Genomic DNA, 20,675 nt, shown 5'->3' with positions numbered 1-20,675 from the left:
TCATCTGTGACAGCATCGCAGAAACACAGCCTCGGGAGGACGGACGTGACGCTGCGGGCGCGGCTCACCGCCGCCTTCCTGGCGGTCGTGCTCGGACCGGTGCTGCTCGGCGCGATCTTCGTCGGCATCGCCGTCTCCGCCGTCAGCCAGCAGCGGGCCAAGGAGCGGCTCGAGTCCGGCGCGCAGAACGTCGAGGCCGCCCTCGCCGTGACCTGCCAGCGGCTGCGGCTCGCCGCCGAGACCACGGCCCTCGTCACTGCCGACGGCGACCAGCCCGACGCGGCCCAGCGGGCCGTCCAGCGCGGGCTGGCCCGCGCGGTCGAGGTGAGCGGCGCCGACGGCACCGTGCTCACCACCGCGGGCCTGCTGCCGCCGAAGCCGTGGGCCGACTGCGCCGCGCCGGCCCACGCGCCGTTCGCCGCGATCGCCGCGTCCGTCGACGTGCTCGACCCGAGCTCGCGGCGCATCGGCCGGGCGTACGCGGTCGAGCCGGTCGACGCCACCCTCCTCGCCTGGCTCACCGACGCCAGCGGCGTGCGGGTCGACTCGCTCGCGACGGACCAGACGGAGTCGGAGGCGGCGCGCGTCGCCGCCAAGCTCGACCGCGGCGCGACCGGCACCACGCCCGGCGGCCTGCTGGTCCGGCGGCTCGAGCCGCAGCCCGACCAGCCGCTGACCCTGGCCCTGTCGGTGCCCGAGCCCGACACCGGCGGCCTCTACGCGGTGCTCGTCGCCGTCGTCGCCTGCGCCGGGGTGGTCGCGGTCAGCGTCGCCTGGTGGCTGGCCCGCTCCACCACCCACCCGCTGACCGAGCTGGCGCAGGCGGTCGAGCGCGTCGCCGACGGCGACCTCAGCGCCCGCGTGCCCGTCCGCAGCCAGGACGAGGTCGGGCGGCTCGGCCAGACGTTCAACCGGATGACCCGCGAGATGCAGGGGTACGTGCAGGCGCTGACCGCCAGCCGCGACCAGCTGCGCGGGCAGCTCGGCGTCCTCGGCGACACCCTTGCCGGCACCCATGACCTCGACCGGATCCTGCAGGTCATCCTGCAGACGGCGACGGCCGCGACCGGCGCGCAGTCCGGGGTGGTGCTGATGGTCGACCCGGCCAGCGGCGAGCTGCGCGGGCAGGTGGCCGAGGGGCTCGCCGGGTTCGACGTCGCCGACCTGCGGCTCCAGCTCGGCGACGGGCTGCTCGGCACGGTCGCCGCCTCCGGTGAGCCGCGGCGGGGCCGGGTCGACCGGGACGGGCCGGTCCTGGCAACCGTCGAGCCGCGCTGCATCACGTACGTCGCGGTCCCGATCGCGGCGCCCGGCGTGGGGCCCACCACGGGCCTGGAGCCCCAGTCCGACCTGCCGCCCGCCGCGCGCGGGGTGCTCGCCCTGTACGACCGGCACGGCTTCGACGAGTTCGACGACGCCGACCTGATCACGCTGCGGACGTTCGCGGGGCAGGCGGCCGTCGCCGTCGACAACGTCCGGGTGCACGAGGAGGCGCAGCGGCTGTCGCTCACCGACCCGCTGACCGGCCTGTCCAACTACCGGTACCTGCGCGAGTCGCTGCGCCGCGAGGTCGAGCGGGCCAGCCGGTTCGGCCGCAGCCTCGCCGCGCTCGCCCTGGACCTCGACCGGTTCAAGGAGGTCAACGACACCTACGGCCACGCGGCCGGGGACGCGGTGCTGGCCGAGTTCGCCCGCCGGCTCCGGGCGGAGATCCGCGAGGTCGACTTCGCGTTCCGGCAGGGCGGCGAGGAGTTCGTCGTGCTGCTGCCGGAGACCGACGCGACCGGCGCCGCGGTCCTCGCCGAGCGTCTCGGCGCCGCGGTACGGCGCAGCCCGGTCCTCGTGGTCTCCTCCACGCCCGGCCAGCCGCCGCGCCGCATCCCGGTGACGGTCTCGATCGGCATCGCGGTCTTCCCGGTGCACGGCGCGACGGGAGCGGCCGTGCTGGAGGCCGCGGACGACGCGCTCTACGCGGCCAAGGCCGCCGGCCGCGACACGTACAAGATCGCCCCCGACGTGGTCGTGGCAGTGCCGCTTCCGGGTCCGCCTCCGGGTCCGCCTCCGGATGCGCCTCCGGGGCCGCTTCCGGGGCCGCTTCCGGGCGCGTCTCCGGGCGCGTCTCCGGGTGTGCGGGAGTCGTTCACGGGTGCGCAGGGGCCCGCGAAGGCTAGTACGGAGGTGACGCCCGGCGCGCCAAAGGCGGCACAACCGCCACGACAGAGCCGCGGCGGCTAGCCTTGCCACATGCCTGACACGACTCCTCACCAGCCCGCGGCGCAGCGCCAGCGGGCTGTCAAAGCCGTGATCCCGGCGGCGGGCCTGGCCACCCGCTTCCTCCCGGCGACCAAAGCCGTGCCGAAAGAGCTGCTGCCGGTCGTTGACCGGCCCGTCCTCCAGTACATCGTGGAAGAGGCCGCGGCAGCCGGCATCCGAGACATCCTGCTGGTCACCGGCAGGGGCAAGACATCGATGGTCGACCACTTCGACCGCCGTCCCGACCTCGAGGCGCGCCTGCAGGAGAAGGGTGACGACGAGCGGCTCGCCGCGGTCAAGCGCCCCAGCGAGCTCGCCGAGATCTACACCTGCCGGCAGGGCGAGCCCCTCGGGCTCGGTCACGCCATCTCGTACGGTGAGTCGCACGTCGGCAGCGAAGCGTTCGCGTGCCTGCTCGGCGACGAGTTCGTCGAGGAGACCGAGCCGCTGCTGCCCGCGATGCTCGACCTCCAGGCGCAGACCGGCGGCATCGTCCTCGCGCTCATCGAGGTCGAGCCCGACGAGACCAGCCGCTACGGGATCGCGTCCGTCGAGCCCTCCGACCTGTCCGCGGAGGCGGGCGAGGTACTGCAGGTGACCGGCCTCGTGGAGAAGCCGAAGCCCGCGGAGTCGCCGAGCAACCTCGCCGTCATCGGCCGGTACGTGCTGCCCCCCACCCTCTTCGACGCGATCCGCCGCATCGGCCCCGGCGCCGGCGGCGAGATCCAGCTGACCGACGCGATGGCCCTGCTGCTCGCCGAGGGCACCCCGGTGCACGGCATCGTCTACCGCGGCACCCGGTACGACACCGGCATGCCCCTCGGGTACCTGCAGGCCGTGGTCCAGCTCGCGTGCAAGCGCGACGACCTCGGCCCGGCGTTCAGCCAGTGGCTGACCCAGTTCGTGGAGAAGGAACTGCGAGGGTGACAGCGGTTCCAGCGACGGGCTCCCACCACGACGCCGCACGCGATGCGGGCGTCGGGTCGAACGCGCGCGTCCCACTCGCCGACTATCTCGCCGGCGTGCTCCGGGGCCTGCGCCCGTTGCCCCCGCTGGACCTTGAGATCACCGCCGCGCACGGCAACGTGCTCGCCGAGGACGTGGTCGGACCGGGCCCCGTGCCCGCGTTCGACCACTCCGCGATCGACGGCTACGCCGCCCGGTTCGACGACATCAGCGACGCGCAGCCGGGCCGCCCGGTCCGGCTCAGCGTCGTCGGTGACCTCGTCGCCTCCAGCTGGCGGCCGGTCCGGCTGACCCCCGGCACCTGCTTCTCCGTCGCCGCGGGCGCGCTCATGCCCGTGTCGGCGGACGTGGTGGTGCCGCCCGGCATGACCGACCAGGGCATGGCGGCGGTCGAGGTGTACCACCCGACGAAGCGCGGCCACGGGGTGCGCCGCGCCGGCGACGAGCTGCCCGCCGGGGCGGTCCTCGCCCGTGCCGGTGCGTACGTGACCCCGCCGCTGGTGTCCGTCCTCGCCGCCAGCGGCATCGGGCACGTCGTCGTGCGCCCCAGCCCCCGCGTCGTCGTGATCGCCACCGGCGACGAGCTCGTCGACGTCGGCCGCGCCAGCCAGCCCGGCCAGGTCGTCGACGCCAACTCCCACGCGCTCACCGCCGCGGCGGCCGAGGCCGGGGCCCACGCGTACCGCGTCGGCATCTGCGACGACGACCCCGAAGGGCTCCGCGGCCTGCTCGACGACCAGATGCTGCGCGCGGACCTCATCATCACGACCGGCGGCACCGGCACCGGCCCCGGCGACATGGTCCGGCGCATCCTGTCGCGGTCCGTGGTCTTCTCCGACCTCTCCGTGTACCCGTGCTCGTCGCTCGGCTACGGGACCATCGGCGGCGCCGCCGGCGTCAACGGCGTGCCGATCGTCTGCCTGCCCGGCGACCCCGGCGCCGCGCTCATCGGCTTCGAGGTGCTCGCCCGGCCCGTCATCCAGCTGCTCGCCGGCGCGGACCCCGTCTTCCGGCCCAGCGTGCGCGCGCACCTGCTGGAGACCGTCAGCTCGCCCTCCGGCATGCGGGAGTTCCGCCCCGCGTACATCACCGAACGCCGCGGTGGCGGCTACACCGTCATGCCGCTCGCCGGCGGCCCGTACACGCTGTCAGGCCTCGCCGACGCCAACGGGCTCATGGTCCTGGGCGAGAAGGTGATCAGCGCCGCCGCGGGCTCTACAGTGGACGTCATCATGTTGGATAGACGGCGATGAGTCAGCCTGGATGGCCGGCGGTCCTGACCGACGGCCCCGTCACCCTCCGGCCCTACCGGCGCGCCGACGCCCGCCCGTGGGCCGAGGTCCGCCGCGCCAACGAGCAGTGGCTGTCGAAGTGGGAGCCCACCCCGTACGGGACGTGGCACGACCTCAACTCGCCGGCCGCGTTCCGCGCCGTGCACGCCGACCTGCGCCGCGCCGCCCGCACCGGCAGCGCCATGCCGTTCGCCGTCTGCTACGAGGACGAGCTCGTCGGCCAGCTCACCCTCGGCAACATCGTGCGGCGCGCCTTCTGCTCCGGCTACGCGGGCTACTGGGTCGACTCCCGCCACGCGGGCAAGGGCATCACCCCGACCGCGCTCGCGCTCGCCGTCGACCACGCCTTCAGCGTCGGCGGCCTGCACCGCATCGAGGTCAACATCCGGCCCGACAACCTCGCCAGCCGGCGCGTCGTGGAGAAGCTCGGCTTCCGCCAGGAGGCGTACCACCACCGCTACCTGCACATCGACGGCGACTGGCGGGACCACCTCGGCTACGCCATGACCACCGAGGACGTCTCCACCGAGGGCGGCCTCCTCGCCCGCTGGCACAAAGTCCTCGCTGCCTGACGCCACCCGGCTCCTCCTTTTCGGGTGTTTCCTCCTGCGTGTTGACGTGGTGTAACGCTGCGCAACCCGTACTGTTCTGAGTCGGAGTTACCACGCTGTAACTTCCACAGACTTGGATGACTTCGCGCGCCTGGGGGGACCGGCGCACGAAGTCGGTGAACGGAGGCGTGAGGGTGCCGACCTCGGTGCTCCTCGCCGTCCTTGCCGCTGCTGGGCTCCTGGCCTTGGCGCCCGCGTTGGTGCGCCGGTACGACGCCACAGAGCGGCTGGTGGCGGAGCGGGCGTTGTCCACGGCACGGGTGCTGACCCGTGCCGGGATGCGCGCTGACCGCCGCCAGCGCACGATCCCCGGCCGCCGCCCGGTCAACCCGCCCCGCACAGTGGTGCACCGCACAGTTTCTTCTCCCGCTTCGTCTCCTGCCGGCGCCGCCCCGCCGCCGTTGCGGGTCGTGCCGCCCACCGCCCGCCGGCGCCGTCCACACCGGGCGCCCCGCGCCATGTACCGCCGCCGCCGGGTCCTGCTCGCCCTCGTCCTGCTCAACCTCGTCGAGCTGGGCGGCGTCGCCCTCGTCAGCAGCGGCTTCTGGGTCGGCTTCGCCGTCACCGGCGCCCTGCTCGTCGCCTACGTCGCCCACCTGCGCACCCGCGCCCTCGCCGAGCAGCGTCGCCGGCGCCGCGAAGCCCAGTACGCCGCATGGATCGCCCGCCGCCAGGCCCAGGTCCGCCGCGAACAACTCCGCCGCGCCGCCCAACGCCGCGAGGCCGTCGCCGCCCAGCTGGCCGAACGCGACCGGGCCCGCCGCGAAGCCGCCCGCCTGGGCGCCCTGGGCGCCGTCCGGGGCCGCCCCTACGACACGCGGGCGTCAGGTCAGTGATCTGATTCGCGCCCCGTCCAACCCGTTTGCTACTCTTGGCCCCGGCCCACTCCGGCGGGCCGGTTGGGGTTGTGGCGCAGTCTGGTAGCGCACCTCGTTCGCATCGAGGGGGTCAGGGGTTCGAGTCCCCTCAACTCCACACGATTGGCGCAGTCTGCTCAGCGGACTGCGCCGCTTCGCGTTGGCGGTGGAGTTGGTTCCCCGCGCACGGGCTTCGCCCGCGCTCCCCACTGGGGGAGCTTCGCTCCACCCACGCCCCCTCAAGACCGTCGCGTGGTGCTCTGATCGGTGGGCTCGTCGGCTGCGCCGCCTCGGAAACCGTGCGGGAGTGGTTCTGCTCGCCCTGGGCGGTGCTGTGTCTGTGCCTTCGGACCCGTGGTGGGGTCCTCGGCTTGCTGATGCTCCGTCCGCGCCTTGTCGAAGTCGTGGCGGGGTGATCTGGTGGTGGGCTCGTCGGCTGCGCCGTCTCGGAGCGCTCGGGCGGGAGGGGGTTCTGCCGCCTGTGGGGTGCTGCGTCCGTGCCTTCTCTGACCTGCGGCTGGAGTGCTCGGCTTGCTGTTGCTCCGTCCGCGCCTTCGGAGCCGTGGTCCGCTCGGAGCCGTGGCCCGTTCCCCGAACCGTGTGTCCCCCTTCTCGGAGCTGTGGCTGGGGGGTGCTCTGGTCGGGTGGGCTCGTCAGTGTCGCCTCGTCGTGGTTGCGCTCCTCGTGGTGCTCGCGTGGGGGTGACAGCTGTCTGCCTGCGCGGGTGCTGCGTCCGTGTCGTTCTTGAGGCCGTGGCCGAGTGCTTGGCTTGTTGTCGCTTCGTCCGCGCCTTGTCGGAGGTCGTGGTGGGGTGCTGTGAGGTGGTGGGCTCGTTGGCGCGGGCTCGTAGGAGTCGTGGGTGCCTGTTTCCGGGTTGGAGAGCGCGGGCGCGGTCCAGACCGTGGGGGCGTCGGTCGTTGTGGGGAGTTACCCAGGCGTCCTGGTCTTGGGGTGGGAGCGAGCCGGCTGGCCATGGAGACACTCAACCACGGGGGTACGACAGAAAACGTGGCCTCGGCGGGTGGGGCTCGTGGGCCGCTGGAGGCAGTGCCGGCCGGATTCGAACCGGCGTCCTTCCGATCCGGAGTCGGGCGCGTCAACCTCTGCGCTACGGCGCTGCCGTTGGTGAGTGTATCGACGGGGTGGCGGCTACTCGGCGGGGGCGAAGCGGTCCAGGGCGGGCATGTAGCGGCGGTAGGGGCCGACGTCGTCGCGGTGGCGGCCGGCGAGGACCTCGGCGATCTGGGCGGCGTGGGTCAGGTCGTGGGCGACCCAGGCGGAGAGGACCTGGGACAGGGTCACCGTGCCGAACTCGGGGTGGGTGCCGGAGCGGGGCAGGTCGGAAGGGGTCAGGCCGAGCGCGTCGAGGTCTTCCAGGGAGCGTGACCGGACGGAGCGGAAGCGGTCCAGCAGGTCGGCGACCGGTTCGCGGTCCCAGGAGAGCATGGCGACGCGGTTGAAAGGCTCGAAGGGGCGGTCGGTGCCGTGCTCCATGATGAGGCGGATGCGGGGCAGCCAGTTCGTCTCGTCGCCGTGCAGGAGGTGGCCGGCGATGGCGTACGCGCTCCAGGTGCCCGGGCCGTCGTCGCGGTGCAGCCATTCGTCGGGCAGGTCGAGCAGCAGCGCGGAGACCGTGGTCGGGGTGCGGGCCAGCAGGGTTGTCGCGTCGGAGATTCGCATGTGGCCCATGCTCGGCGCGCCGTGGCTCCGGGGACAGGGCCACCTCGCGATGACTGGCCTGGCGTCCTCAAGGCGAGGGCGGCGTGGGTTCCAGGTGCTGCTGGAGCCGGTCGAGGAAGGTGGCCTGGGCCTTGACCAGCTTGGTCCTGGCGGTCTCCAGGCCGAGCCACGCGACGCGGTCCAGCTCGGGGAACGACTGGATGACGCCCGAGCCCTTCGGCCACTCCATCTCGAAGGTGTTGCTGACCGCGGTCTGCTCGTCGAAGTCGCCCTCCAGGGCGAACACGGTGACGACCTTGCCGCCGCTCTGGCGTACCTCGCCCAGGCCGATGGGCGTGCCCGCGGGGGCGGGGGCGCCGAGCTCCTCCTCGAACTCGCGGAAGGCGGCGGCCTGGGCGTCCTCGTGTTCGTCGTACTCGCCCTTGGGGATGGACCAGGCGCCGGCGTCCTTCCGGGCCCAGAACGGGCCGCCCATGTGCCCGACGAGCACCTCGATTCCCTGGTCTGAGCGGCGGTACAGCAGCATCCCCGCGCTCAGCCGAGCGGGCTTCGCCATGTCTGGCCTCCCTGTGCGCCGGCCGGTCCGATGCTTTGATGCAAACACAGTCGGGAGACCCTGGCACCCTTGGGGCCATGGATGAGATCGACGACGACGCGCTGCGGGCGCTGGTGGCGCGGATCGCGGCCGCGCGCGGGAAGGTCGTCGCGGTGGAGCTGCCGCCGGACCGGTTCCAGGACCTCGTCGACGAGCTGCGGATGGCGGCGTACGAGCACGAGGCCGACGTGCGGATCGCGCTCGGCGCGGCGTGCACCACGGCCGCCCGCGCCGTCGAGCACCTCGCCGGCGTGCTGCAGCTGCCCTACGCGGCGAGCCGCGGATGGCTGGACATGCTGGAGGCGATCGGCGACCGTGCGGCCTCGCTGCGGCAGTGCCTCGTGATCGCCGACGCGGCGGATCTGGTACGGCACGAGGACGAGGACCGCTGGCACGAGCTGGTCGACGCGCTGTTCGGCGGCCCGTACTGCCTCGGCGGCGGCTGGAACACGCTCGTCCTGGCCGATCATCCGTGGCGGTGGGAGGGCACACCGTTCCGGTCCGCGGATCAGGCACAAGAGCGCGCCGAGACCGGCCGACAGTCCATGCACGAGGAGCATTCGTCCATGTTCGAATAGTGACCGTCGTTGCTGCGATCCAGAGCCGGACACCGATGCGTAGCGCAAGCGGGAGGTGGGCCGGCCCCGCGCGGGGTGCGCGGGGACGGCCAGAAAAAGAGCGGTGTCAGTACACCTCGAACTCATAGATGCGGGTCGCGCCGCCGGTGCCCTGTTCGGCGGCGATGATGCTGATCTTCACGTAGCGGGCGGTCGCGGTGAAGGTGTGGGTGGAGACGTTCGCCGTGTTGCCGCGGACCTGGGAGACCGTGGTCCACGTGGTCCCGTCCGAGGACACCTGCACGTCGAAGTCGCGGGTGTTCCAGGTGGTGCTCTCGCCGCCGGCGCCGGCGTGGCGGACCGTCACCGACTTGAGGGCGGTGGCGGCGCCGAGGTCGACCTGGAGGTACTTGGTCGCGGCGGTCGAGCAGAACTTGTCGCTGGTGCCGCCGGAGACGCTGCCGTTGACGGCCTTGGCGGGGCCCTCGTTGGTGTTGCAGGCGGCGGAGCCGGTGGCGGGCCGGTTCAGCGCCAGGTTCGTGGCAGGCGGCGTGACCGTGGTGTCGAACGACGGCGGGGCGTCGGCAAGAGCGCTGCCCCATGACGGGTTGGCGGTGGTGCCGACCGTGAAGGCCAGGGTCCCGCCGTTGGCGACGAAGGACTCCGGCAGCCACGCCCGGGTGGAGGCGGTGCCGTTGACGGTGAGGCTCTGCACGTACGTGGCGGCGCCGGGCGCGGTGATGGTGATCGTCTTGCCGTTGCCGCGCTTGACGGTGACGCCGGGGAAGAGCGGCGCGGACAGGAGCAGCTCGGCGCGGCCGGGGGTCAGCGGGTGCATGCCCATGGCGGACCACACGTACCAGGCGGACATCGCGCCGAGGTCGTCCTGGCCGGGGATGCCGGACGGGGTCGGCGCCCACAGCGCGTTGAGCACCTGGCGGATCGTCTGCTGCGCCTTGTCGGCGCGGCCGGCGAAGTTGTAGAGCCACGGCACCCCGATCGACGGCTCGTTGTCCATCTCGGACTTGGTGCCGCCCGCGCCGGTCAGGGCCCAGCTGCCGTCGCTGTTGTGGAAGAAGGAGTCCAGCCGGCTGACGGCGGTGGCGTTGCCGCCCATCTTGTCGAAGAGGCCGCGGACGTTGTGCGGGATCATCCAGGTGTACTGGGCCGCGCTGCCCTCGGCGAAGCCGTTGGAGCTGCCGGGACTGAACGACGGCCAGGTGCCGTTCTCGTTGCGGTCCTGGATGTACCCGCCGTTGCCCGGGTTGTAGACGTTCTTCCAGTACTGCGACCGGGCCAGGAACTGCGAGGCGGTGGCGGTGCTGCCCAGGCGCGCGGCGAGCTGCGAGACGCCGAAGTCGGCGACCGAGTCCTCGAGGGTCTCGCCGGCGCCGCCCCAGGCGTTGCCGTTGGCCGGGATGTAGTTGATCGACAGCCACTTGTCCAGGGACGGCCGCTCGCCGACGACCATCACGTTCCAGCCGTCGCGGCTCAGGTCCGCCGCGGTGACGGTGGTCGCCGCGTGCACCATCGAGTTGAGCGCGCCGGTCGCGTCGAAGCCGGTGCCGCCGAAGGCGTAGATGCTCGGCACGGCCGCGTGCGCCGGGTCACCGGTCATCACGTGCGTGCCGCCCTGGTTGTGCGTCCACCGGTCCCAGACGCCGCCGTTCTGGGTGGCCTGGTTGAGCAGCGACTGGGCGATGTCGGCGCCGACGTCGGGGCGCAGCAGCGTGATCAGCTGCACCTGCCCGCGGTAGACGTCCCAGCCGGAGAAGTTCGCGTACTGCGCGTGGCCGCTCGCCGCCGAGTGCACCTGCTGGTCCATGCCGACGTACTGGCCGTTGGTGTCGCTGAACACGTTGGGGTGCAGCAGCGCGTGGTAGAGCGCGGTGTAGAACGTCTGCAGCTGGGCGGTGGTGCCGCCGGTGGCGTCGATGCGGCCGAGCTCGGTGTTCCACGCGTCGGTGGCCCGCTGGCGCACCGTGTCGAAGGTCGTGCCGGCCGGGTTCTCGGCGGCGAGGTTCGCCTGCGCGTTGGCCTGGCTCACGTACGAGATGCCGACCCGCACGCCGACGGCCGTGCCCTGGCTGAGGTCGAACGTGACGTAGCCACCGGAGCCCCGGCCGGCGACCGGCCAGCCGTCGGTGCCGTAGGTCGTGCCGCCGGAGGCGCTGGTCGTGCCGGCCCGCAGCGTCCCGTCCTGCCAGGTGCCGACGCTCGCGAACGGCTTGTCGAACACCGCCGTGAAGTGCAGCGTGTAGTAGCTGCGCCGGCCGACGGCGTTGATGTACCCGCAGAAGTTGCCGCTGGTGACCGAGCCGCTGATGGTCCGGTTGGCGGCGTCGATGTTCACCGTCGCGGCGCTGCTGCCGACCTCGGAGTTCGACGTGCGGACGAGCATCGAGGCGGTGCTGCCGGTGGGGTACGTGAAGCGCCCCGAGCCGGTGCGGGTCGTCGCGGTCAGCTCGCTGTTGACGCCGGAGCTGAGCCCCACCCGGTAGTAGCCGGCGGTGGCGGTCTCGTCGGCGTGCGAGAAGTTGCTCGCGTACTTGGCGTCGGTCGTGTCCGCCGACGGCGACGAGTTCACGGCGCCGACGTAGGGCATGAAGGGGATGTCACCGGAGCCGCCGGCGCAGCCGGTGCCGGACATGTGGGTCAGGCTGAACCCGCGGACGCGGGTGGCGTTGTACCCGTAGCCGCCGGGCCGCACGGTCCGGGTCTGGTTGCCGGCGGTGTTCTCCGGGCTCCACTGCACCATCCCGTAGGGCGTGTCGGCGCCCGGGAACGTCTCGCCGCCGTTGGTGCCCACGAGCGTGTTGACATAACTCGCCGGGTTCGTGACCGCGAGTGCCGGCGGGGCCGCCGCCAGGGGAGCCGCCGCGGCCCCCACCAGCGTCGCGACCGCGGCGAGCACCCGCCCGCCTCTGTTCAACCTCATAGTGCCTCCATCCATCCAAGGATGTGAAACCTATGAGCATCAGTAGGTGCTGGTCAACGGCGCTGTCATCGTTGGCACATTCTTTTCATGAAGGTGCCGCCTGCACCCCGAAAGCGGGCGGTGCGACCCGGGTGGCGAAAGATCAGACGTCACGAATTCGCAAGGCACACCAACGATCTGTGGGCGATTCCCGAAGTGGATCTTCGAGGAGGTGCACATTGCCTGCTTGCGGTGGTCGCGAGGTGTCGCGACTGGTGATGTTGGGCGTGAGCGTCGCCGCCGGTGTCGGCCTGGCCGTTCTCGCGTTCGCGTATCGGGCCGGCGCCGCCGAGGCGCCCCGGCCCACCGAAGGAGCCTTACCGGCGACCGCCGCCACCAGTGCTCCCGGCGGTGCTCCCGCGGGACCCGCCGGACCGTCGCCGGCGCCCGCGAAGAGGATCCCGCGCAAGGCCCCCGTCCGGGCGCAGGAAGCTCAGCGGCCCGCGCCGTCGGGCCGGGCCGCACCCGCCGCCGGCGCCGCGTCCGTGGCACGGACCGCCCCCACCAGGGCGGCCGCCTCCCACCCGGTCGCCACCGCGACCACGCCCCCGCCGACGCCGGCCGGCGTGCCGCCCGCGACGACCCCCGCCGGGCCCAGCGGCTCGCGCGAGCCACCTGCCGCCACGACGTCCGCCAGCCCCTCCGTGAAGGCCAACCGGACCAACGGATCCAACGGCGTCGCCGGCATCCAGGCGGCCCCCTCGGCCCCGACCGGCGTGGGCGCGGTCGGCGGCGTGAACACCATCGTCTGGTCACCGGCATCCTGCTGCTCTTCGTCGGCGTGGCGCTACGGCGCGTCGCGAGATACGACAAAGATCTCGCGTTTCAGCTATCTGTAGTTGGCCAACTACATAGGGTGAAGGGCAATCGAGCGAGACCAACGGGGGTTTCTACGAGATGTCTCAGACACGACAGCGCCCGAAAGGCGGCCGGCTCCGGATTCCGGTCGTGGTCGGGGCGGCGGGGTTCCTCGTCGCGCTGACCGGCGGGATCGTACAGACGGCGGGCGCGCACGAAGCGACGGGCGACGGCATGGCACGGGTCGCGGAGACCATGCCGCCGTGGACCGACCCAAGCATCGCGCAGCCGCCGGACCCATCCATGACCACCGACCCGAACGCGGGCCCGTTCACGGTCCCGGATCCGTGCGCCACGAGCCCGGGCGCCGGCACGTTCGGCACCCCGGCACCCGGCGGCACCGTCGACCCGGGCCTGCCACCGGTCTACCCGGGGACGACGCCCGGCGGCCTGGGCATGACGCCCGACCCGAACCTGCCCGCCGGACCCACCACGGCGCCGACCGACACCGGCGCGCCGATCATCATCCCGCCCGGGATGGACGGGTCGACGCCGATCGCGACGCCGGGCGACACCACGGTGCCGCTGCCCGGCGACACCGCGACGCCCGCGCCCGGCGACGGCACGGTGCCGACCGGTGGCGCCGCCGGCACGGTGCCGCTGCCCGCCGACACCACGTCGGTGCAGCCCGGCACCAACCCGTGGCCGCTGCCCGGCGACACCTCGACGGGGCTGCCGGGGATCAACTCGACGCCGCTGCCCGGTGACACCAGCGCGACGCCGTCGCCGGGGGACACCACCAGCGCGACCCCGGTGCCCGGCTCGACGCCGTCGTGCGCCAGCGTCCCGGTGCCCGTCCCGACCGACACCGTGGTGCCAGTTCCCACTGACACCGTGGTGCCTGTCCCGACCGACACCGTGGTGCCTGCTCCGACCGACACCGTGGTGCCGATCCCGACCGTCGGCTGACCGGTCGCCGACCACCCGCGGGGCCCGCACCTGTGCGGGCCCCGCGTCGTGTTCCGCACGGACGAGATCGTCACCGGGCGATGCCAGCGGCTAAGGTCCAATCGTGACCGGACGACTGCTGGCGATCAGTGATCTGCATGTGTCGTATCAGGAGAACAGGGAGATCGTCGAGCAGCTGAAGCCGACCGACGACGGCGACTGGCTGATCGTGGCCGGCGACGTGGGGGAGAAGGTCGCCGATGTCCGGTGGGTGCTCCGGACGCTGCGGGAGCGCTTCGCCAACGTGATCTGGGTGCCGGGCAACCACGAGCTGTGGACGACCCGCGACGACCCGGACCAGTCGCGCGGCGAGGAGCGCTACCAGCGGCTGGTGGCGATGGCCCGCAACCTCGGGGTCGTCACGCCCGAGGACCCGTATCCGGTGTGGGACGGCGAGGGCGGGCCGGTGATCGTGGCGCCGCTGTTCGTGCTCTACGACTACTCGTGGTGGCCCGCGGGCACGTCGAGCACCGCGGAGGCCATGGCGACCGCCCAGGCCGCGGGCATCGTCGGCACCGACGAGGTGCTGCTGCACTTCGACCCGTACAGCGGCCGCGACGCCTGGTGCCGCGCCAGGGTCCAGCAGACCGAGCCGCGCCTGGAGGCCGCCGCCGCCGAGCTGCCGACCGTGCTGGTCAACCACTTCCCGCTCGTGCGGCACCCCACGGACGTGCTGCGCTACCCGGAGTTCGCGCTGTGGTGCGGCACCGACCTCACCGCGGAGTGGCCGACCCGGTTCAGGGCGCAGGAGGTCGTGTACGGCCACCTCCACATCCCCCGCACCACCTGGCAGGACGGGGTGCGGCACCAGGAGGTCTCGGTCGGCTACCCGAGGGAGTGGAGCCGCCGCGCGACGCCGCCCGGGCGCCTCGTCCCCGTCCTGGAGCGCTGACCCTCAGGGGGCACCGACCTTCAGGGGACGCGGACCTTCACGGAACGCCGCCCCTCAGGGCACGACGATCAGCTTCCCGCGGGCGTGGCCGGCGGCGACCTCGGCGAGGGCGTCGGCCGCGGCCGCCAGGGGGTAGGTCGCGCCGACGGGCGGCACGAGCGCGCCCGCCTCGACGAGCCCGGCGAGCGTGACCAGGTCGTCGCGGCTGTCCCGGGCGATGAACGTCGCCATGCGCTGCCGGACGACGAGGCCGGTGAGCCGGGCGGCGACGATCCGGTCCAGGCCGGCGAGCCGCCCGCGGCCGCTGTTGGGGATCAGCACGCCCGCCGGTGCGAGGACCCGCCGGACCCGCGACAGCGGCCGGGCCGCGACGTTGTCGAGGATGACGTCGTAGCGGTCGTCGCCGGCCGTGAAGTCCTCGCGCGTGTGGTCGATGACGCGGCCGGCGCCCAGTGACCGGACGCGGTCCACGCTCGCGGTGCCGCAGACCCCGGTGACCTCGGCGCCGAAGTGCCTGGCGAGCTGGACGGCGAACCCGCCGATCCCGCCGCCCGCGCCGACGACCAGGACCCGCTGCCCGGGCCGCACCCGGGCGACGTCGCGGAGCGCCTGCAGCGCCGTCGTGCCCGCGAGGGGTACCGCGGCCGCCGCCTCGAACGACATCGCCGCCGGCTTCGCGGCCACGTCGTCCTCGGCGGCGACGGCCAGCTCGGCGAAGGCCCCCACGCACCGGCCGAAGACGGCGTCGCCGGGGCGGAAGCGGGTCACCTCCGCCCCGGCCGCCTCGACGACCCCCGCGACGTCACCGCCGGGGATGCTGCGCCGCGGCCGGCGCAGCCCGGCGCCGAGCCGCACCAGCCACGGCCTGCCGGTGCTGAGGAACACGTCGGCCGGGTTGACCGACGCGGCCGCGACCCGCACGAGCACCTGCCGCGGGCCGGGCTCCGGCGGGTCGGCCTCCCGCAGCCGCAGGACGTCCCGCGGGGACCCGTACGCGTCCTGGACCAACGCCTTCACGACGCCACCTCTCATCCCTGCTCGACACCTGTAAGAGAATTCTTACACGCGACAGCAAGAGCTGGCATCAGGCGGTCCGGTCGACCGCCTTCCGGAGCCGGTCGAGGAGGCGGAGCTCCAGGTCAATGTCCGTCTGCCGGATGCTGGCGACGAGGATCTCGTCGACGCCGCTGCCCTCGAGGCGGGCGACGTCCTCGGCGACCTGCTCGGGTGAGCCGCCGAGGAACGGCCTGCCTTCACCGATCGGGTCGTCGGTCAGCGGCACGTTGGCGCGGGCGACGACGGTGAGCGCGGCGGCGTCCCGGCCGGCCTCGGTGGCGAGCCGGCGGAACGTGGCGACCGTCTCGGTCAGCTGCTCCGGCGAGAACGCGATCGGGTTGAAGCCGTCGGCGATCCGGGCGGCCCGCGCGATCCCGGCCGGGGTGGTGGAGCCGAACAGGACCGGGATCGGCTGCTGCACCGGCTTCGGGTTCACCTCCGAGGCCTCGATCTTGTAGAAGCGGCCCTGGTACTCCGCCGGGTCGGGCCCCCAGCAGGCCCGCATCGCCGCGACGACCTCGTCCATCCCGGCGCCCATGCGCTTCATCGGTACATTGGCCGCCTCGAACTCCTGAGGCATCCAGCCCTGACCGAGGCCGGCGATCACCCGCCCGCCGCTGAGCTGGTCGAGCGTGGCGAAGCGGCGGGCGAGGACGATCGGCGGGTGCAGCAGCGCGTCGATCACGCTGGTGCCGAGCTTGACGGTCTCGGTCATCCCGGCGACGTAGCTCAGCGTCTCCAGGGGCTCGTAGGTCAGCCGGTAGGTCTCGGGGATGCGTGCCGGCGGCGCGCCGAACATCGAGATCTCCGCCATCGGCCGCAGCAGCCGCTCGTAGGTCCACACCGAGTCGTACCCGAGGCGTTCGGCCTCCTTCGCGACCCGCGCGATGTTCGCGGGCCCCGCGAGGGCGCCGGAGGTTGGTAACTGGACGCCGAGCCGCATCCGCTTCCCCTATTCGTAGATCGAAATCCTTCCGCTCAAACGTGACACGGGGTCGGGACTTTAGTAAGGGGCAACGCCGTAAGTCGTCGCCGCGCGGCGGGCCGAGGAGTAGTAGCTCGTGCCGCCCGTCGCGCAGTTGCCGCTGCCGCCCCAGTTCATGCCGATGCCCACGGATCCGGCGAAGAGGGGGCCACCGCTCTCGCCGGGTTCGCTGCACACCGTGGTGCGGATCATGTTGTACAGCGTGCCGCCGGCGTAGTTGATGGTCACGTTCAGCGAGGTGATCGTGCCGGTGCGGACCCCGTTCGGCCCGGTGCGGCGCACGGCCTGGCCCACCGTGCCGGAGCTGAACGAGGTGATCGGCTGCAGGCCGCCCGCGAACAGGTTCACCGCGCTGGGCTTGGCGATGGTGGTGTTGGTGTACCGCACGAGCGCGTAGTCGTAGCTCGGGTCCCGGGCCGCGACGACGCCGAGGACCGTGCCGGTCCCGGTCCCGGTGCCGGCGTAGACGGTCGCGCCGACCGCCGGGACGCAGTGCGCCGACGCCAGGAAGTAGTACGTCGCGCCGGCCTTGGCGTTGAAGCCGAGCAGGCAGCGCCCGCTCGTCGTGTTGAACCAGTCGCCGCCGGCGATGTGCGGCCGCAGCGTGCCCGGCTCGCGCAGGACCGTGCCGCCGTTGAGCGTGACGGCCCGGGTCAGCGCGGCCGCGACGGACGGGCGGACCGAGTCGTCGATGCTGACCGTGAGCGTCGCGTCGGTCCACCACGCCGTGCCCGGGGTGCTGGTCCAGCTGGTGACGGGCGCGGCCGACGCTTCCGGGGACGGCAGCAGGATCGCCGCGGCCGCCAGGGTGCTGAGCAGGATTCGGCGCATGGGTTTGAGCCTCCATCCAGAGATGTAAATCTCTAGATGGTAGTGCCTCAGTGCCCGGAGTGGTTGCGCTGGCAGCAGCGGGCCCGGGCGAGCAGCTCGTGCATGCGCGGCGCGGCCTCCTCGGCGGTGCGCAGCGGCGCGCTGAACGGCAGCTGCACGTCGCGGTGGCGGGCGGCGAACTCCAGCCGGAGCACCACGCCGAAGCGGTCCATCCGGATGGGCACGATGCGGCGCACGCCGTGCAGGTGGTGCGGCGGGATCAGCCGCGACAGGTGCTCGATCGCCTCCGGGTGCGCGCCGGTGAGATGGCACAGCAGGTCCGCCTCGTCCTTCGCGAGGGGGTCGGGGCGCGCCGCGGCGAACTCGTCCGCCTCGATCTGGGCCTCGCCGAGGACCGGGTCGACCAGGGTCGCCTCCGCGAGTTCCAGCACGGCCCGCAGGTCGCCGTCGCGCTCGCCGGCCGGCTGCAGCCATCCCTGGTACGTGGCCCTGGACCTGACCCTTCCCCTGATCGAGGTGGGTGCGACGTCGGTGATCTCGATCACGGCGCTGAGGTCGCGCTCGGCCTCGACGAGCAGGGCGACGTGGCTGCCGGCGGGCAGCTCCACGATCACCCGGCCGGTCTCGTCGACGTGATGGCGGCCGATGAGGTCGCAGCGGTGACCGGGGACGTGCAGCGTCAGGGATGACGCGGCGGCCAGCAGCGTGCGGAGCCGTTCCGCGGCGGTGGGGAGCTTGATCCCGGACAAGGAGACCTCCTAAGGTTAGGCTTACCTTAGTAGAGAGGTTGCGAATGAACCAGTCTCGGCCGAAGGTTCGGCTGTCCCGGGCGCTCGGCATGCCGCTGACCCCCAAGTGCGTCAAGTACTTCGAGCGCCGCCCGTTCCCGCCCGGCCAGCACGGGCGCAGCCGCCCGAAGCACAGCGACTACAAGGTCCGGCTGCTGGAGAAGCAGCGGCTGAAGGCGCAGTACAACCTGCGGGAGAGCCAGCTGCGGCACGCCTTCGACCGGGCGGCCGGCCGGCCCGGCAAGACCGGCGAGGAACTGATCGTCGACCTGGAGACCCGCCTCGACGCGCTGGTCCTGCGGGCCGGCTTCGCCCGCACGATCTACCAGGCCCGGCAGGTCGTCACCCACCAGCACCTCACCGTGAACGGCCGCCGGGTCGACCGCCCGTCCGCGCGGCTGCGGCCCGGCGACGTGATCCAGGTCGCCGAGCGGAGCCGGCAGAAGGCGCCGTTCGTGGTGGCCGCCGCGGGCGCGCACGTGGGTGAGCGGACCGCGCCGTACCTCAGCGTCGACATCTCCGGGCTGACCGCGACGCTGGTCCGCCTGCCGCTGCGCCGGGAGGTGCCCGTCCTGTGTGACGAGCAGCTCATCGTGGAGTTCTACAGCCGGTAGTCTCGACGACCAGTGGAGACCTATGACGTCATCGTGATCGGGCTCGGCGGGATGGGCAGCGCCGCGGCGCACCATCTCGCCGCCCGCGGCCGGCGCGTCCTCGGCCTGGAGCGCTTCGGGCCCGCCCATGACCAGGGCGCCAGCCACGGCGGGTCCCGGATCACCCGGCAGACCTACTTCGAGGACCCGGCCTACGTGCCGTTGCTGCTGCGCTCGTACGAGCTGTGGGCGGCGCTCGAGCGGGACTCCGGGCGGGACCTGATGGACCTGTGCGGCGGCATCATGATCGGCGCGCCCGACAGCCTCACGGTCGCCGGCAGCCGGCGCAGCTCGGAGCAGTGGGGGCTGCCGCACGAGATGCTCGACGCGGCCGAGATCCGCCGGCGGTTCCCCAACCTGCGACCCCAGCCGCACGAGGTCGGCCTGTACGAGCGGAAGGCGGGGCTCGTCCGCCCCGAGGAGACGGTCCGCGCCAACCTCGACCGGGCCTCGGCGCTGGGCGCATCGCTGCGCTTCGAGGAGCCGGTCACCGAATGGACCTCGTCGTCCTCCGCGGTGGAGGTGCGGACGGCTCGCGGCACCTACTCGGCCGGGGCGCTGGTGATCTGCCCGGGGCCGTGGGCGCCCTCGCTGCTCGCCGACCTGGGCATCCCGTTCTCCGTGGAGCGGCAGGTGCAGTTCTTCTTCCAGCCCGTCGGCGGGGTCTCGGCGTACCTGCCGGACCGCCAGCCGATCTTCATCTGGGAGGGGCCGCCGGAGACGCAGGTCTACGGCTTCCCGGCGCTGGACGGCCCCACCGGCGGGGTGAAGGTCGCGTTCTTCCGCGGCGGGGAGGTGACCACGCCCGAGACGATCGACCGGTCGATCCGCCCCGACGAGATCGCATCCGTCGCCGCGCACCTCGCCGACCGGGTGCCCGGCGTCGCCGGCACCTACCTGCGGGGCAAGACCTGCATGTACACCAACACCCTGGACACCCACTTCGTCATCGGGCCGCATCCCGGGCACGCGAACGTCACGGTCGCGTGCGGCTTCTCCGGCCACGGGTTCAAGTTCGTCCCCGTGGTGGGCGAGATCCTGGCGGACCTGGCGCTCACCGGCGCGACCCGGCATCCACTCGGCCTCTTCGACCCCCGGCGCTTCTCCGATGCTCACCCCTGAGGAGCTCCGGGACGAGACGTGCGTCGCATGTCCGGGGCAGCGCCTGCCGCTGGGTGCCTTCGACGTCGCCGCGCGGCCGTCGCCCGCCGTCCCGTTCTCGGCTTCCCTCGGCTATCGGGTGACGGCCGACACAGGGGTGCCGACGTGCGTGCATCCGTTCCGGGTCGGCGTCCTGCCCGGCCTGTACGCGTCCGCCGGTGAGCCCCTGACCTCCCCGGTTGCTCCCGTCCCACCCCCGGAGCTGGAACTTCCCTCGGACGGGACGCTGCTGGAGGCATGGCTGCTCGCGGTGGTCCGCTCGGCGCCGGCCGCCACGCTCGGCGAGACCGTCGCGAGGGCCGAGGCGCTCGCCGCAACCCGGTTCTCACCTGCGGAAATCGTGCCGGCGATGCGCCGGGTCCTGGGCGGTTGTTGACAGGGCTGGTGGGGGAGAGTAAGTTTGCACAGCCAGCACGAGCCGGGCGGATGTGTCGCAGCGCGATCATCGGCCGGTGTGCGAGGCCATCCGCAATTTCACTCACCTTTGGGTGTGCGTCAGCGCGGGTGTGATCGGGCGATGCTAGCGAATCCCCTGGGAATCGCGATTTGGCGAAATCGACCGAGACGTTCTACAGTTACGAAGGCCCCGAGAGAGCGCCTCAACAAAGAGGCGGTTTCAAGGTGTGTGTTGGTTGTTTGAGAACTCAACAGGGTGCTTGTTAAGCCAGTGCCAATTGATTGACCCCGTGACACGGCTGTTGTCGTGTCCGAGGAT

The 20,675-nt window shown here is 72.8% G+C and carries 19 protein-coding genes and 2 tRNA genes; 12 read left to right on the top strand and 9 right to left on the bottom strand.

Going from position 1 to position 20,675, the window contains the following annotated elements; translation table 11 throughout:
* The first annotated feature begins 45 nt into the window (after positions 1-45).
* The 6 genes from AB0J72_RS41535 to AB0J72_RS41510 all read left to right on the top strand — a co-directional run bounded on the left by AB0J72_RS41535 (position 46) and on the right by AB0J72_RS41510 (position 6,097).
* Complete coding sequence (locus AB0J72_RS41535; RefSeq protein WP_363409715.1) at positions 46-2,235, top strand: diguanylate cyclase; 2,190 nt, start codon at positions 46-48, stop codon at positions 2,233-2,235.
* A gap of 9 nt (positions 2,236-2,244) precedes the next feature.
* The gene (locus tag AB0J72_RS41530) at positions 2,245-3,180 is read left to right on the top strand and encodes a UTP--glucose-1-phosphate uridylyltransferase (RefSeq protein ID WP_363409712.1); all 936 of its coding nucleotides are present in this window, start codon (positions 2,245-2,247) and stop codon (positions 3,178-3,180) included.
* Complete coding sequence (gene glp / locus AB0J72_RS41525; protein ID WP_344512211.1) at positions 3,177-4,472, top strand: gephyrin-like molybdotransferase Glp; 1,296 nt, start codon at positions 3,177-3,179, stop codon at positions 4,470-4,472. The genes AB0J72_RS41530 and glp overlap by 4 nt, the downstream gene beginning before the upstream one ends.
* Positions 4,469-5,083, top strand: a complete 615-nt coding sequence (locus AB0J72_RS41520) for a GNAT family protein (RefSeq protein WP_363409708.1) — start codon at positions 4,469-4,471, stop codon at positions 5,081-5,083. Before glp ends, AB0J72_RS41520 begins: the two co-directional genes overlap by 4 nt.
* Positions 5,084-5,256: 173 nt before the next feature.
* A complete protein-coding gene (locus AB0J72_RS41515; RefSeq protein WP_363409893.1) occupies positions 5,257-5,958 on the top strand; it encodes a hypothetical protein in 702 nt (233 codons plus the stop codon).
* 65 nt (positions 5,959-6,023) lie between these two features.
* A tRNA-Ala gene (locus AB0J72_RS41510) sits at positions 6,024-6,097 on the top strand.
* Between the two features lie 927 nt (positions 6,098-7,024).
* Here AB0J72_RS41510 and AB0J72_RS41505 read toward each other — a convergent pair.
* The 3 genes from AB0J72_RS41505 to AB0J72_RS41495 form a co-directional block, all read right to left on the bottom strand.
* Positions 7,025-7,097, bottom strand: a tRNA-Arg gene (locus AB0J72_RS41505).
* A 31-nt stretch (positions 7,098-7,128) separates the two neighbouring features.
* A complete protein-coding gene (locus AB0J72_RS41500) occupies positions 7,129-7,659 on the bottom strand; it encodes a DinB family protein (protein ID WP_363409705.1) in 531 nt (176 codons plus the stop codon).
* Positions 7,660-7,726: 67 nt separating this feature from the next.
* Positions 7,727-8,215: an NUDIX domain-containing protein gene (locus AB0J72_RS41495; RefSeq protein WP_363409702.1), complete on the bottom strand. Its 489-nt coding sequence runs from the start codon at positions 8,213-8,215 to the stop codon at positions 7,727-7,729.
* 77 nt (positions 8,216-8,292) lie between these two features.
* On the opposite strand from AB0J72_RS41495, the gene AB0J72_RS41490 reads away from it, so the two are divergent.
* Positions 8,293-8,832 (top strand): hypothetical protein, encoded by a 540-nt coding sequence (locus AB0J72_RS41490; RefSeq protein WP_363409699.1) that lies wholly within the window; start codon positions 8,293-8,295, stop codon positions 8,830-8,832.
* A 106-nt stretch (positions 8,833-8,938) separates the two neighbouring features.
* Here AB0J72_RS41490 and AB0J72_RS41485 read toward each other — a convergent pair whose 3' ends face one another.
* Both AB0J72_RS41485 and AB0J72_RS41480 read right to left on the bottom strand, forming a co-directional pair.
* A complete protein-coding gene (locus AB0J72_RS41485; protein WP_363409696.1) occupies positions 8,939-11,749 on the bottom strand; it encodes a GH92 family glycosyl hydrolase in 2,811 nt (936 codons plus the stop codon).
* A gap of 472 nt (positions 11,750-12,221) precedes the next feature.
* Complete coding sequence (locus tag AB0J72_RS41480; RefSeq protein WP_363409693.1) at positions 12,222-12,533, bottom strand: hypothetical protein; 312 nt, start codon at positions 12,531-12,533, stop codon at positions 12,222-12,224.
* 152 nt (positions 12,534-12,685) lie between these two features.
* On the opposite strand from AB0J72_RS41480, the gene AB0J72_RS41475 reads away from it, so the two are divergent.
* Together AB0J72_RS41475 and AB0J72_RS41470 are read left to right on the top strand one after the other, a co-directional pair.
* Positions 12,686-13,555, top strand: a complete 870-nt coding sequence (locus tag AB0J72_RS41475) for a hypothetical protein (protein ID WP_363409690.1) — start codon at positions 12,686-12,688, stop codon at positions 13,553-13,555.
* Between the two features lie 103 nt (positions 13,556-13,658).
* Positions 13,659-14,486, top strand: coding sequence for a metallophosphoesterase (locus AB0J72_RS41470; RefSeq protein WP_363409687.1), 828 nt, complete (start codon positions 13,659-13,661; stop codon positions 14,484-14,486).
* A 54-nt stretch (positions 14,487-14,540) separates the two neighbouring features.
* Here AB0J72_RS41470 and AB0J72_RS41465 read toward each other — a convergent pair whose 3' ends face one another.
* The 4 genes from AB0J72_RS41465 to AB0J72_RS41450 form a co-directional block, all read right to left on the bottom strand.
* Entirely contained in the window at positions 14,541-15,503 is a 963-nt protein-coding gene (locus AB0J72_RS41465) for an NAD(P)-dependent alcohol dehydrogenase (protein ID WP_363409684.1), read from the bottom strand.
* Between the two features lie 67 nt (positions 15,504-15,570).
* Positions 15,571-16,485: a TIGR03619 family F420-dependent LLM class oxidoreductase gene (locus AB0J72_RS41460; protein ID WP_363409681.1), complete on the bottom strand. Its 915-nt coding sequence runs from the start codon at positions 16,483-16,485 to the stop codon at positions 15,571-15,573.
* 60 nt (positions 16,486-16,545) lie between these two features.
* The gene (locus tag AB0J72_RS41455) at positions 16,546-17,358 is read right to left on the bottom strand and encodes a S1 family peptidase (RefSeq protein ID WP_363409678.1); all 813 of its coding nucleotides are present in this window, start codon (positions 17,356-17,358) and stop codon (positions 16,546-16,548) included.
* A gap of 47 nt (positions 17,359-17,405) precedes the next feature.
* The gene (locus AB0J72_RS41450; protein ID WP_363409675.1) at positions 17,406-18,107 is read right to left on the bottom strand and encodes a DUF2470 domain-containing protein; all 702 of its coding nucleotides are present in this window, start codon (positions 18,105-18,107) and stop codon (positions 17,406-17,408) included.
* A 44-nt stretch (positions 18,108-18,151) separates the two neighbouring features.
* On the opposite strand from AB0J72_RS41450, the gene rpsD reads away from it, so the two are divergent.
* The 3 genes from rpsD to AB0J72_RS41435 are packed head-to-tail and all read left to right on the top strand — an operon-like array spanning position 18,152 to position 20,336.
* Positions 18,152-18,760 carry a 30S ribosomal protein S4 gene (rpsD, locus tag AB0J72_RS41445; protein ID WP_363409672.1) on the top strand — a complete coding sequence of 203 codons (609 nt, stop codon included), beginning with the start codon at positions 18,152-18,154 and terminating at the stop codon, positions 18,758-18,760.
* Positions 18,761-18,772: 12 nt separating this feature from the next.
* The gene (solA, locus tag AB0J72_RS41440; RefSeq protein WP_363409669.1) at positions 18,773-19,921 is read left to right on the top strand and encodes an N-methyl-L-tryptophan oxidase; all 1,149 of its coding nucleotides are present in this window, start codon (positions 18,773-18,775) and stop codon (positions 19,919-19,921) included.
* On the top strand, positions 19,908-20,336 hold the full coding sequence (locus AB0J72_RS41435) for a hypothetical protein (protein ID WP_363409666.1): 429 nt from the start codon (positions 19,908-19,910) through the stop codon (positions 20,334-20,336). The genes solA and AB0J72_RS41435 overlap by 14 nt, the downstream gene beginning before the upstream one ends.
* Positions 20,337-20,675 lie beyond the last annotated feature (339 nt).

Source organism: Dactylosporangium sp. NPDC049742 (assembly GCF_040674675.1).
In the GTDB taxonomy this organism is placed as follows: domain Bacteria; phylum Actinomycetota; class Actinomycetes; order Mycobacteriales; family Micromonosporaceae; genus Dactylosporangium; species Dactylosporangium maewongense.
Note: the sequence above shows the minus strand (reverse complement) of the source record. Positions and strands in the feature narration are given on the sequence as shown.

What these genes read in the sequence shown, in the direction of transcription:
- AB0J72_RS41530 (WP_363409712.1), top strand. Translation starts at nt 2,245, where the DNA reads ATGCCTGACACGACTCCTCACCAGCCCGCGGCGCAGCGCCAGCGGGCT.
- AB0J72_RS41520 (WP_363409708.1), top strand. Translation starts at nt 4,469, where the DNA reads ATGAGTCAGCCTGGATGGCCGGCGGTCCTGACCGACGGCCCCGTCACC.
- AB0J72_RS41500 (WP_363409705.1), bottom strand. Translation starts at nt 7,659, where the DNA reads ATGCGAATCTCCGACGCGACAACCCTGCTGGCCCGCACCCCGACCACG.
- AB0J72_RS41495 (WP_363409702.1), bottom strand. Translation starts at nt 8,215, where the DNA reads ATGGCGAAGCCCGCTCGGCTGAGCGCGGGGATGCTGCTGTACCGCCGC.
- AB0J72_RS41490 (WP_363409699.1), top strand. Translation starts at nt 8,293, where the DNA reads ATGGATGAGATCGACGACGACGCGCTGCGGGCGCTGGTGGCGCGGATC.
- AB0J72_RS41485 (WP_363409696.1), bottom strand. Translation starts at nt 11,749, where the DNA reads ATGAGGTTGAACAGAGGCGGGCGGGTGCTCGCCGCGGTCGCGACGCTG.
- AB0J72_RS41480 (WP_363409693.1), bottom strand. Translation starts at nt 12,533, where the DNA reads ATGGTGTTCACGCCGCCGACCGCGCCCACGCCGGTCGGGGCCGAGGGG.
- AB0J72_RS41475 (WP_363409690.1), top strand. Translation starts at nt 12,686, where the DNA reads ATGTCTCAGACACGACAGCGCCCGAAAGGCGGCCGGCTCCGGATTCCG.
- AB0J72_RS41460 (WP_363409681.1), bottom strand. Translation starts at nt 16,485, where the DNA reads ATGCGGCTCGGCGTCCAGTTACCAACCTCCGGCGCCCTCGCGGGGCCC.
- AB0J72_RS41455 (WP_363409678.1), bottom strand. Translation starts at nt 17,358, where the DNA reads ATGCGCCGAATCCTGCTCAGCACCCTGGCGGCCGCGGCGATCCTGCTG.
- rpsD (WP_363409672.1), top strand. Translation starts at nt 18,152, where the DNA reads ATGAACCAGTCTCGGCCGAAGGTTCGGCTGTCCCGGGCGCTCGGCATG.
- AB0J72_RS41435 (WP_363409666.1), top strand. Translation starts at nt 19,908, where the DNA reads ATGCTCACCCCTGAGGAGCTCCGGGACGAGACGTGCGTCGCATGTCCG.